We start from the raw sequence: 13218 nt of genomic DNA on the forward strand, positions 1-13218 counted from the left end.
CACTGGAGATGGTGCCGTCCCTTGCCAGACTGTCCCTTCGCCAGAACAGCCGTATCTTCCAGCAGCAGTCTGCCCCGGAAATCATGAGTATTCTCCTGCAGGAGATGGGCATTGATGATTATGCGTTTTCTTTATCCGCGACATCGCAGACCCGTGAGTATTGTGTCCAGTACCGGGAAACGGACCTCGAATTCCTGGAACGTATTGCGGCGGAAGAAGGTATTTTCTATTGCTTCCTGCATTCCAAAGACAAGCACACGGTACTGTTTTCGGATGATACCCAGACCCTGTCTGCCTCGGGCCTTGCGCTACCTTATAACGTGAATGTCGGTGGGATATCTAAAGAGAATTTTGTTAAAGGCTGGCAGTCTTCGGCGCAGGCAAGACCCTCTTCCGCGCAGCTGAAAGATTACAGTTTTAAAAAGCCGGCCTATGGCTTTTTGCATGAACACGCGGGCACAGAAATGGCCTTTCAGCGTGGCACGTATGAACATTATGACTACCCGGGGCGCTATAAGAGTGATGCCGCAGGGAAGCCCTTTACCCAGTACCGTCTTGAGCATTTAAGAAGTGATGCCATCACGGCAACGGCGCAAAGCAATGTCCCGCAGGTTCAGCCGGGCATGCTGTTTGACCTCGTGGACCATCCGGATGAGACCAAGAACCGTGATTGGGTGGTGGTCTCTACCCAGTGTGAAGGCACTCAGCCGCAAGCGCTGGAAGAGGCCGGCGGTGAGGGCATGACGACGTTCCACAATACCTTTTCGGTGATTCCGGCTCACAGGCCTTGGCGTCCGACACCGCAACCGAAACCTTGTGTTCATGGCCCACAAATCGCGATTGTTACCGGTCCCGATGGTGAGGAAATCTTCTGTGATGAACATGGCCGGGTGAAGGTGCAGTTCCCCTGGGACCGTTATGGTAACAGTGATGATGCCTCAAGTTGTTGGGTACGTGTCTCTCAGGGTTGGGCAGGCGGTCAGTATGGCATGATGGCCATTCCCCGTATCGGTCATGAGGTGATTGTCTCTTTCCTTGAAGGTGACCCGGACCAGCCAATTGTTACCGGGCGCACGTATCACGCCACCAATGTGCCACCTTACCCGCTGCCGGCGAACAAGACGCGTACGGTACTTAGAACCGAAACCCATCAGGGGGAAGGTTTTAATGAGCTTCGCTTTGAGGACCAGGCGGGACAGGAAGAAATCTATGTCCATGCCCAGAAGGACATGAACCTGCTGGTCGAGAATGACCGCAAGGATAATATCAAGCATGACCTCCACCTGGATGTGGAGAATGAAAGGTTCCAGCATATCAAAGTGGATGATCACCTGACCGTGGATGGGCAATCCAAAGAGCATGTGAAAGGTGACAAAACAGTCATCAGTGACAACAAGATCCACATCAAACAAGGTACAGGACAGCTTGTCGACGCAGGCAATGAAATACACCAAAAGTCCGGTGCTAAGTTGGTGATTGAAGCAGGTAGCCAGATCACACTAAAAGCGGGGGGCTGTTTCGTCACTGTTGATACTTCAGGTGTACATATATCAGGCCCCGTTATTGATCTAAATGCAGGCGGTGCAGCACCCACATTGCCAGGACAACTGCCACCTAAGCCAGAAAACCCACTCCCTATGCTGACACCGGCACAAATCGCCACCATGAAATCCGCAGCACCATTCTGCGAAGAATGTGAAAAATGTAAGGATGGCCAATGCGAGATCTAGCCCAAGAGACAGAGGCTCCTCTCCATTGGTATGCCATATTCAACGGAACCTGCGATGACAAAGCGTTGGCAGACTTCTATCGCTTTGGCGGTAATGACGCCAAACCACTTTGGAGCGGAACACCCTACGCAGAATGGCATGAAGTGATGCCCTATATCGCTGACGTTTCGCACCTGCCTGACTTCATTACCTGGACTGAGCAGGAAGCGAATGAGGACTGGGGCATTCTCGTTGCGAGCACACTCCACTTGCCGGACATATTCCAACATTTTCGCAGTCTGACACTGGTATGGATGCCCTCTGGTAACCATGCCTTTTTCCGTTTCTATGACCCGAGATTCAGTATCGATCTGGCGAACTTCTGTGACAACGAACAGCGCGCACACGTGATGGGACCCTGCAACCAATGGGTATCAAAACAACGCACAGTAACAAATTCTTGGCCTACTTCTTCAGTGGAGGAAAAGCCTTTTCCTTGGTGGGAAGTGCCTGGTGATGTCGTCAAAAAACTCAGCAAAGATGACAAATCCGTTCTCATTGCCAACAGCATTAAATGGCTCCGGGAAAATCATGCCGATATTTACTTTTCTTTTCCTGAAAGAACCATCGAAGCCAAGGTCAAGCGCTTGGTTGAACGCCACAAGGAAGAATTCGGCACCTTAAACAGTTACATCAAAAATGCATTGGATAAAGAGGTGTATCGGTGAGCAGTAACGTAATGACGATGGCTGACGTCGATAACATGTTCAGCAAGATTAAATCGGATTTCGAGACCTCGATTGATGAATACCGCAAACACTCAGAGAACTGGTTTTATGGGTGGGCGCTGGATATGGAACAGAAGGTTATCGTCAATGATAACGAGCAGTCTGCAGATACTGACGATTCAAAAATCGAAGCCGACATCATCACCTGTCCACTTGATGGAAAGATCACTCTTGTTCATTGCTTTGAAGCCGAAGCCTTTGTTCCCATAACGGGTACGCCATTTAAGGTACAGCCGGTCAAATTCGATGATGGGATATTTATCGATTCATACGAACCTGATGGGCCAGCAGTATCTGGCACAATCGGTAGCGACGGCACAGCTGAGGTCACGCTAGACCCCAAATATCGGGGTAAACCTATCCGCATCACCTTTTATCCCGAGGTGAGCGAAAGTGACATAAAGACCATGCTCGATTCCTATGACCCAACAATCAACAAGCTCTCTGCTTGGTTGGATAAAGAATGGAAAACGCAGCGTAGCGAATGGCAGATCTACCTTTCAAACCCCATCGATGTTTGGGAGGAAGTCGGTAAATTTTTCGACAAAATGCTCGATGAGCTTATTGATGCCTGGGATGAAATTGCCGACTTGTTCAAACTACTCGCCAATCCCACGGAGCTGAAAAAAAAGCTTTCCAAGTATATAGAAAACCCTGAACTCATCGCTGAAAAGCTAACTTCAGCGAAAGAAGAAGCGGAGCGAATGCTGACGCTGATAAAAGATGAAGCGCGCTGCTTCCTTTGCCTCAATATGGTCATTTCGTGGCTTAAAACACTCAGTCCTCTGCAGGTCCTCTCTCTGGTCACGGTTTCTCTCGCTGCAATTTTGGTAGAAGTCGTGCTAAGCCTCGTTATCCCCGGCGGCGCTGTTTTACGAAATATCAATCGACTCAGAGATGTTGCGGGTACCGCAGCCATGGTAGGTGCGTAAATGAACAAAAAAGCGCGTGCTGTTCAAGCCGTAAAGAAAATCAAAGAAGTCGTTGATATCACCAAAGTGGATGCGGTGGATAACATCGACACACTAAAAAAGGTTACCCAGCATGGCAATGGGAAGCTCAATGTCAGAGCCAAAGCCACCCAGAGTGTCGAGGGGAAAAACCTAGATGGCGCGACTTCGGAGAAACGCTCTGCGACCCAAAGTTCGCATATCACTTCTGAAAAACCTCGGGATATCGATAACAGCAAAAGCACCACAGAGAAAGGCGACGCAACACAAGGTGCGAGTAAGGACGTGTCAGAAGGCTGTCCAGTCTCCATGGTAACGGGTGAGGAAACCCTTCAACTTAGCGATGTCACGCTTCCTGGTGCGCTACCTTACACTTTTACCCGAACCTACAAAACATCAAGCTGTGAGCTCAACTCAAGTTTGGGTTATGGCTGGAGTCACCCTCTCAGCCAGTCTCTGATCTTCGAAGCGGGCAAATTGTTCTGGAAAGATGCAGAAGGCAAACGCACCCAACTTCCAGAGCCTACGGAGTCGCGACCTGAAATCTATAACGACCTCGCAGGTGCAGCAGTATTTCTGGGAGAAAAAGGGAATGAATATGTCTTGGCGCAAGCCGGGCAACCCTTTCATCACTTCACCCGCAAAGGGAATACTGCCCAGCTAACGGGTTTATCCGACAAATACAATAACCGCTTAACGATCGAATACGATGGCTATCAACGACCTCAAGCCGTTATCAACGAACAGGGTATTGCACTTTGGTTTGTGTATCAAAACGGCCTCATTTCTGCGATTGAGTTCCGCACGCTGAAAACAGACGGCTCAAAGAAGGAGTGGATAACAGAGCGCACCAGTTTCACCTATCACTACAACGAAAATCAGCAACTCGTTAACGCCTTAAACACTGCTGGCGAAGGCGAGCACTATCAATATGACCAGTCCAACGTCATCTCGCTGCGCAAAATGGCAGGTGGTGTTGAGTTCGGCTGGCGGTGGGAAGGTGAAGGAAAAGAAGTTCGCTGTGTCCATCACTGGAGCAACACAGGTTACGACACCAAATTCGAGTGGGATGACGCTTCCAATGTCGTCGAAATCACCTATTCAGACGGCAGCACTGCCGCTTACCAACATGATGAAAACGCCAAGCTGGTAGCGCAGACAGATCCCGATGGCGCCATTACAAAAAATGAATTCAATGAAAATGGCGATTTAGTCCTCACTGTCGACCCGCTTGGTAATGAAACCCGTCATGTCTACAACGACTTCCAACAACGCGTACTGACCGTTCTACCTGATGGTGAGGTGATTGAATACCAATACTGGCGAGGCAACCTTCGCCGGGTCATTCAAGGCAAGCGAAACTGGCGCTACAAATACAACGCGCAAGGAGATATCACCGAAAAACGGGATCCACTTGGCCAAGACACTTTCTACCGATACAACGGACAAGGTCAGTTAACCGAAATCGCCTACCCGGACGGCAGCAAGCATAAATTGGCTTGGAACCGACTGGGAATGCTGATTGGCGAAACCTATCCCGATGGTTCTCAAGCTTCCTATCGCTACGATATTTTCGGTCGTATCATTGTTGAAAAGTCGGCCATTGGCGCTGTCACTCAATACGAGTGGGACAATGCTGACAGACTGAGCAAGGTGAAGCTCCCTTCCGGACAAACTAAGCACTTTGAATACAATGCTTACGGCAAGGCAACCCGTGTTATTGATGAAAACGGCCTGGAAACCCAGTACGACTATCAACCGAACACCGACCTTGTCAGCCAGGTCATCCAACCTGACGGATCTACCCTTCGTTACCAGTACGAAAACGCCAAAAACTTCGTCACCGCCATCATCAATGAGCGCAATGAAACCTATCACATCGATTATTTCGCCAACGGTCTGGTTCGCAGTGAAACGACCTTTGATGGCCGTCGCTTCGCCTATGAATATGACCTCAACGGCAAACTGCTGAAGAAAACAGAGACAGGCACTCAAGGCACCGAGCTGGAAACCGTTTTTGAGCGCGACGCCATGGGCAGGCTAACCAAGAAAACCCTGCCCAATGGACAAGAGGTCACCTACAGCTACGACGCATTCGGACAGTTGATTGGTGTTGACGATGGGGAGACTCCCCTTGCGTGGCAATATGATTTACTTGGCAGGCTCACCGAAGAACACCAAAGCTGGGCATCGAACTTGTTCGAGTATGACAGTGTTGGAAACCTCTCCCACTGGCAATTGCCTGATGCCAATAAGCTCAGCTTCGAACGCTCTGCTGGCGGTGTGCTGGGCCGTATCATGCTCAACGATGAGCAACTGACCCGTCACCACTATCAAAATGGTTTGGAAACCGCCCGCAAACAAGGCGACATTCTCAGCCGCTTTCAGCATGACGAGCAAGGGCGACTGACTGCTCATACCCAGCACCAAAACGGACGACAGACACAATCCCGTCAATACCTCTATGGTGCTGATGGCAACCTGAGCGAGATGGCTGACAGCCGATTCGGTACCGTTTTTTACGACTATGACCCGCTATCACGACTCAAGAAAACACGAGGCGTGGTTGAAGAATCGTTCGCCCATGACCCCGCAGGTAACCTCCTTGATCAAGTCATCGGCACTAAGGCAGGCACTAAGCCATTCGATGTTGAAGGTAACCAGCTCAAATTCCACGGCGACAGTCACTATGAATACGATGAGTTTGGCCGACTGATTGCTGAAAAACGTGGCAAAGAGCAAAGCCTAGTCACGCAGTATGAGTACGACTGCCAACACCGCTTAACCAAAGCCACATTGCCAGACGGTTCTTTCGCCACCTACAAATACGATGCTTTTGGCCGACGCATTGAAAAGCGTGTGACAAACAAGCTTGGCAATGTGAAGATTATCGAGTTTGTCTGGCAAGGCGACACCTTGATTGCCGAAACCAGCAAAGACCATTACCAGACCTACATCTACGAACCCGGCACCTTCAAACCGTTGGCAATGCTGTCGGGTGAGGGAGTAGATTGTCAGGCTTACCACTACCACCTGGACCAAATCGGTACCCCAACAGATATTACCGACAATCAGGGTAGAGCGGTCTGGTCGGTGCAATACCGCGCATATGGCAATGTGCTAAGAAAGCATGTCGAAGAGATATCCAGCCCACTGCGTTTCCAAGGGCAGTATTTCGACGAAGAAACAGGCCTTCACTACAACCGACATCGTTACTACAGCCCAAACACAGGACGCTTTGTTACAGCAGACCCCATCGGTTTAGCGGGTGGGTTAAACAACTACCAGTATGCACCAAACCCAACAGGTTGGGTGGATCCGCTGGGATTGGCGAATGTATCTGTTAATGGCGCTTGTTGTGGGGATAGTCAAAAACCGGATTTTTATGTTGGTCCTTCAGGGCCTTCTTCTACTCTGCCTAGCACTGGCTACAGATACGAAAGGCTTCAAGAAGATAATGGCTTACCCTATAAATGGGGACATGAAATGCTCGAAACTGGGAGAGGTAAGCCTACTTATATTGGTTTTGAAGAATATGATAATGCGGCTGATGCGCTTGATGCGTTTCAAATCAAAGGACCGAAGATAGGTCCAGATGAGAATGGTAAAGGATCATGGTCTGACGCAAGAATTCGTGGGAAATTTGATACGCTTCAGCTATATGAGGATGGAAAGCCGCAAGTCAGAGTCCCCAGGTGGGCTGGTGACAATGACCCGACAAAATTAGAACCGTTTGCTGAAGCCTATCCTCAATACGGTAAGGGAGGAGCAGTACAATTGCACGCCGACAGACGAGATGTTATCTATGATGCAGTAGAAATAATCCCAGAGGAATAAGATGGACAAATTAGAAAAACTTGCTGATGAAGCGTACGCTCTTAAAACGCTTATTTATTTAGTAGATAAATATGAAGCATCTAGTGATAAAAAAATAGAAATGGTCAAGCGTTTTTCTATGATACCTGGCTGTATACCAGGGAGGGTTATTGGATCGGTATTTTATCAATATGATGTAACTGATGAAGATCAACTTGTCATTCAAGAAATAGTTAATATTTATAGTTAGCTCTCCAAAACAACAACTGGGCCAGGCACTTCGAATACAGCCGGGTGAAGACTAAGGCTGCGAGGCTTACCACTACCACCTAGACCAAATTGGCACGCCAACAGATATCACTGATTTACAAGGTAAATCCGTTTGGTCATTGTAGGTCTCTTTTTCCATTTATCGATTTATAAGCATTCAATGAACCATGCTTACCGCATTGATGCAGAGTGTCGTTCATATAACCTCCCCCAACAACCACTCACAAAGCGCATGAGTCGATAGGTTTCGTTGCTTAGCTTTCTCATCCATTCGGCCTGATGCCACCACACTCACCCAGTCTTCCAACATAGCTTTAAAGCCTTTGGTTTCTAGGGTATCTGTCCAATCTGGCAGTTCGACAGTTTGGGTAATGCCTTTCTCGAATTTCTCGCCTTTCAGGAAGCCGTTAAATTGAAAGGCTTCGTTTTCAAAGGCCAACGATACTGTTTCGCAGGTTTTTCCAAACTGACGGTTCATTTGGCCATTGAACAGAGTGCCATTTTCTTCCCAGGAGAGGTTAATCATGGCAATTTCATCGCCTGCTTTCTGGCAAACTATCTGAATGTCTTGCTGGTCAATATTTCCATGGATATTGAGCGAGTCAATCACGTGGATCATGTCATCGAAAATGAAGTCCTGAGCTTTGCCTGTCAGATTGAGTCGACGGTCTAAATTGGGGACAGGCACTCTAAGAAAATCGATAGCCCAACACCCTCACCGACTTAGTGAATCACCCAACATTGGCGGTATTCAGCTAGATATGCCTGCCATGAGTGGTGAAGCAACAAACTTTTCTATCCGTTATGTCTTTTTCAAAAAGCCGAAAGCTCAGATGAGTATCTGAGACTTCCTAAAAGCGTCTGTCCCTTTATTCCCATTCCTCGGTGAAAAAGAGAATGAATATGTTTTGGCGCAAGCCGGACAACCCTTTCATCACTTCACCCGAAAAGGGAATACTGCTCAGCTGACGGGTTTATCAGACAAATACAATAACCGCTTAACGATCGAATACGATGGCTATCAGCGGCCTCAAGCCGTTATCAACGAACAGGGTATTGCGCTTTGGTTTGTGTATCAAAACGGCCTCATTTCTGCGATTGAGTTCCGCACGCTGAAAACAGACGGCTCAAAGAAGGAGTGGATAACAGAGCGCACCAGTTTCACTTATCACTACAACGAAAACCAGCAACTCATTGATGCCCTTAACACTTCAGGCGAAGGCGAGCATTATCAATATGACCAGTCCAACGTCATCTCACTGCGCAAAATGGCAGGTGGCGTCGAGTTCGGCTGGCAGTGGGAAGGTGAAGGAAGAGAGGTTCGTTGTGTCCATCACTGGAGCAACACAGGTTACGACACCAAATTCGAGTGGGATGACGCTTCCAATGCCGTCGAAATCACCTATTCAGACGGCAGCACTGCCGCTTACCAACATGATGAAAACGCCAAGCTGGTAGCACAGACAGATCCCGATGGCGCCGTTACAAAAAACGAATTCAGTGAAAATGGCGATTTAGTCCTCACTGTCGACCCGCTTGGCAATGAAACCCGCCATGTCTACAACGACTTTCAACAACGCGTACTGACCGCTCTACCTGATGGTGAGGTGATTGAATACCAATACTGGCGAGGCAACCTTCGCCGGGTCATTCAAGGCAAGCGAAACTGGCGCTATAAATACAACGCGCAAGGAGATATCACTGAAAAACGTGATCCTCTTGGCCAAGACACTTTCTACCGATACAACGGACAAGGTCTGTTAACCGAAATCGTCTACCCGGACGGCAGCAAGCATAAACTGGCTTGGAACCGACTGGGTATGCTGATTGGCGAAACCTATCCCGATGGTTCTCAAGCTTCCTATCGCTACGATATTTTCGGTCGCATCATTGTTGAAAAATCGGCCATTGGCGCTGTCACTCAATACGAGTGGGACAATGCTGACAGACTGAGTAAGGTAAAGCTCCCTTCCGGACAAACTAAGCACTTTGAATACAATGCTTACGGCAAGGCAACCCGTGTTATTGATGAAAACGGCCTGGAAACCCAGTACGACTATCACCCGAACACCGACCTTGTTAGTCAGGTCATCCAACCTGACGGATCTACTCTTCGTTACCAGTACGAAAACGCCAAAAACTTCGTCACCGCCATCATCAATGAGCGCAATGAAACCTATCACATCGATTATTTCGCCAACGGTCTGGTTCGCAGTGAAACGACCTTTGATGGCCGTCGCTTCGCCTATGAATATGACCTCAACGGCAAACTGCTGAAGAAAACAGAGACAGGCACTCAAGGCACCGAGCTGGAAACCGTTTTTGAGCGCGACGCCATGGGCAGGCTAACCAAGAAAACCCTGCCCAATGGACAAGAGGTCACCTACAGCTACGACGCATTCGGACAGTTGATTGGTGTTGACGATGGGGAGACTCCCCTTGCGTGGCAATATGATTTACTTGGCAGGCTCACCGAAGAACACCAAAGCTGGGCATCGAACTTGTTCGAGTATGACAGTGTTGGAAACCTCTCCCACTGGCAATTGCCTGATGCCAATAAGCTCAGCTTCGAACGCTCTGCTGGCGGTGTGCTGGGCCGTATCATGCTCAACGATGAGCAACTGACCCGTCACCACTATCAAAATGGTTTGGAAACCGCCCGCAAACAAGGCGACATTCTCAGCCGCTTTCAGCATGACGAGCAAGGGCGACTGACTGCTCATACCCAGCACCAAAACGGACGACAGACACAATCCCGTCAATACCTCTATGGTGCTGATGGCAACCTGAGCGAGATGGCTGACAGCCGATTCGGTACCGTTTTTTACGACTATGACCCGCTATCACGACTCAAGAAAACACGAGGCGTGGTTGAAGAATCGTTCGCCCATGACCCCGCAGGTAACCTCCTTGATCAAGTCATCGGCACTAAGGCAGGCACTAAGCCATTCGATGTTGAAGGTAACCAGCTCAAATTCCACGGCGACAGCCACTATGAATACGATGAGTTTGGCCGACTGACTGCGGAAAAACGAGGCAAACAGCAAAGCTTGGTCACGCAGTATGAGTACGACTGCCAACACCGATTAACCAAAGCCACATTGCCAGACGGCTCGTTCGCTACCTACAAGTATGATGCGTTTGGTCGACGCATTGAAAAGCGCGTAACGAACAAGCTTGGCAGTGTGAAGACTACCGAGTTTGTCTGGCAAGGCGATACCCTGATTGCCGAAACCAGCCAAGACCATTACCAGACCTACATCTATGAGCCCGGCACCTTCAAACCGTTGGCAATGCTGTCGGGTGAGGGAGTAGATTGTCAGGCTTACCACTACCACCTGGACCAAATCGGTACGCCAACAGATATCACCGATTTACACGGTACATCACTTTGGTCTGTACAGTACCGCGCATACGGTAACGTTCTAAGACAGCATATCTCAGAAATATCAAACCCGTTGCGCTTCCAAGGCCAGTACTATGACGAGGAAACGGGGCTTCATTACAACAGACATCGTTACTACAACCCAAACACTGGTCGATTTGTTACAGCAGACCCCATCGGTTTGGCGGGTGGATTAAACAACTACCAATATGTGCCTAATCCTACGGGGTGGGTGGATCCATTGGGGTTGGCCAATATTGAAGGTAGCTGTCCATGCAGGAACCAGCCTCCTCGACTAATTGATGAGATCGTTGATGATGCAAATAAAGTTGCCGCGCCGGGAGGCGAAATAACTGAAAATCAGCGGAGATTACTAGCGGAGAACTCCCCTGTTGTACAAAAGCGCAGCGTTACTCAGAACGGTTATATGCGCAAAGAGTTCGAAAAGAACCAAAAATACTTGATGGATCAGTGGTCCTCTCAAACTGGTCGCCCTTGGCCTACAAGAACTGTCAATGGTGTGCAAAAGCCAGCCACTCCGCATCATGTGGTTCCTCTTGAAAGCGGTGGTTCAAATAAGTGGTGGAATTTAATGCCAACTTTTGGGAAATTACCAAATCATTCTGCGAATGGCTCCCCAGGTCCGCATGCTAAAGGTAGTGTATTGCGGTTGACCATCCAACAGGGGCCGAAGAGTCTTCCTCCGGGCAGGACTACTGACCTACGGAAACCGAGGCAAAAATGACATATGAAGAGTTAATTACGAAGATTGATAATACTTCATGGTTCACAAAATCAGGTAGTTATTGTTCATCAGGCAATAATATAGGAATTCAAAATCTGAGAGCTTGGGACAATTCGACTTTTGAAGATTCACTAAGCCCAGAGTTAAAAAAGATTGCTAGCTCTATGGACTGGCTCCCATCATCTAGAGATCAAAAAGACCCATTTCATGGACAAGAGCTCACAAAAAGAGTAGCTGCAATAGAAGGTGGAAAAACTAAGGTCATGGCAGCCTATAAAGCCGCTTCAAAAAAACTCTCGGGCTATGATAAATCGAAGTTTGTCAGTGGGCCTCATGACTATTCAATCGCAGCTAAAAATGCAGCTCTATATTGTGTCAGAATGGCGGCGATGGAGTGCCTAAGCGATAGTCAAGGCATATGGGTTGAGGTATTTAAGGTATACTCTCAAGGGTTTTGGCCATGCGGTGTGCTACCCGATAAAAAGTTAGTGGTTTACTAAAGTTCAAGGATATGGTGTATCCCTATACGGATAAAAGCACAAGGAGCGAAGAGGGAGGTTTTTGTCTGAACAAAAAGTAATATGGACGCTTTGAATAAGATATACTTGCCCCCTAAAGACAGAGCTGGCATTCCGCCAAAGAGCGGATGGTCTCATTTGGAACAGCAAGTTGGTGTAACTTTCCCACGCGATTTCAAAGAAATAACAGAGGCATATGGCTCTGGAGCCTTTAGTTCCTTCCTTTTTCTCATTAATCCCTTTGAAGAATACGAAGGTTATGATTATTTGAGTGACATTACTCGGATTACTGACGCAGATGCAGAACTAAGTAAACAAACCTTTTTCACCCAATCACCATACCCCAACAAGAGTGGACTGTTCCCGCTAGCAGCAACCGATAATGGTGACACTATCTACTTCAAGCCTTCTCAAGACATTGATTGTTATGACCTCTATCTCTATGACAGCCGCAGGGGGAACAATGAGGTGTACAACATGACACTGGCAGACTTTATCGGTGAGTGGGCTAGTGGGCAATTGAAATCTAAAATACTCGAAGCTCCAGATAACACAGACTTTCAGCAGTGATGTCTCTCTCCTTTGGGTAGGTATAATCCAATACCTACCTGTCCCTGTCTAACCCTGCCTAATCTGTCCCAATTCATGCCCCTTTTAGAAAAAGTGTCCCATTTCGTGCCCCATTTTTTTTGCCAATGGCGGGCAGTAAAACACTACGAAAAAGGCCTGAAGTTTCACAACTACAGGCCATTAGTCAATATTCTTCAAACTTTGATTTCCTACCCCATGAGTTACTCTTTGATGTTAGGGTCTTCATTCACCTTCAGCAAAGCCACTAACTTCAATATGGTCTGTCGAATCCATATCTTCGTGTCATCTGAAAGCTCCGTCCCTTCCACTAACATCAAATCTAAATAGCTGTTCCTAATAGTAGATCTCAAAGGTAAGAGAAACTCAGTCCAGTTTGCGCGATCTGATCTATCGCCAAACAGAGAAAACCCACAAAAAGGACTGAGTAATGGCCATCATAGCACCGA

The 13218-nt window shown here is 48.2% G+C and carries 9 protein-coding genes and 1 pseudogene; 9 read left to right on the forward strand and 1 reads right to left on the reverse strand.

The genetic code is table 11. From position 1 onward, the window contains the following. The 6 genes and pseudogenes from GMA8713_RS24040 to GMA8713_RS28630 form a co-directional block, all read left to right on the forward strand. Positions 1-1730: type VI secretion system Vgr family protein (locus GMA8713_RS24040; RefSeq protein ID WP_062715010.1), on the forward strand; the 1730-nt coding region annotated here is incomplete at its 5' end. After that, complete coding sequence (locus GMA8713_RS24045; RefSeq protein ID WP_062715012.1) at positions 1718-2437, forward strand: DUF4123 domain-containing protein; 720 nt, start codon at positions 1718-1720, stop codon at positions 2435-2437. The genes GMA8713_RS24040 and GMA8713_RS24045, both read left to right, overlap by 13 nt. Then, on the forward strand, positions 2434-3429 hold the full coding sequence (locus GMA8713_RS24050; protein ID WP_232314555.1) for a Rhs family protein: 996 nt from the start codon (positions 2434-2436) through the stop codon (positions 3427-3429). The genes GMA8713_RS24045 and GMA8713_RS24050 overlap by 4 nt, the downstream gene beginning before the upstream one ends. Next, entirely contained in the window at positions 3430-7284 is a 3855-nt protein-coding gene (locus GMA8713_RS24055) for an RHS repeat-associated core domain-containing protein (RefSeq protein ID WP_062715014.1), read from the forward strand. A 1-nt stretch (position 7285) separates the two neighbouring features. Next, the gene (locus GMA8713_RS24060) at positions 7286-7513 is read left to right on the forward strand and encodes a hypothetical protein (RefSeq protein WP_039850309.1); all 228 of its coding nucleotides are present in this window, start codon (positions 7286-7288) and stop codon (positions 7511-7513) included. Positions 7514-7589: 76 nt separating this feature from the next. Then, a pseudogene (locus tag GMA8713_RS28630) lies at positions 7590-7658 on the forward strand (hypothetical protein); the annotation flags it as partial. A 71-nt stretch (positions 7659-7729) separates the two neighbouring features. Here GMA8713_RS28630 and GMA8713_RS24065 read toward each other — a convergent pair. Next, positions 7730-8221: a hypothetical protein gene (locus GMA8713_RS24065; RefSeq protein WP_232314556.1), complete on the reverse strand. Its 492-nt coding sequence runs from the start codon at positions 8219-8221 to the stop codon at positions 7730-7732. Between the two features lie 220 nt (positions 8222-8441). On the opposite strand from GMA8713_RS24065, the gene GMA8713_RS24070 reads away from it, so the two are divergent. The 3 genes from GMA8713_RS24070 to GMA8713_RS24080 all read left to right on the forward strand — a co-directional run bounded on the left by GMA8713_RS24070 (position 8442) and on the right by GMA8713_RS24080 (position 12751). Continuing rightward, positions 8442-11663, forward strand: coding sequence for an RHS repeat domain-containing protein (locus GMA8713_RS24070; RefSeq protein WP_232314557.1), 3222 nt, complete (start codon positions 8442-8444; stop codon positions 11661-11663). Then, the gene (locus GMA8713_RS24075) at positions 11660-12163 is read left to right on the forward strand and encodes a hypothetical protein (RefSeq protein WP_062715016.1); all 504 of its coding nucleotides are present in this window, start codon (positions 11660-11662) and stop codon (positions 12161-12163) included. The genes GMA8713_RS24070 and GMA8713_RS24075 overlap by 4 nt, the downstream gene beginning before the upstream one ends. A 156-nt stretch (positions 12164-12319) precedes the next feature. Continuing rightward, positions 12320-12751, forward strand: a complete 432-nt coding sequence (locus GMA8713_RS24080; protein WP_198159578.1) for an SMI1/KNR4 family protein — start codon at positions 12320-12322, stop codon at positions 12749-12751. Positions 12752-13218: the final 467 nt, after the last annotated feature.

The organism is Grimontia marina, assembly GCF_900060185.1.
GTDB lineage: Bacteria > Pseudomonadota > Gammaproteobacteria > Enterobacterales > Vibrionaceae > Enterovibrio > Enterovibrio marinus.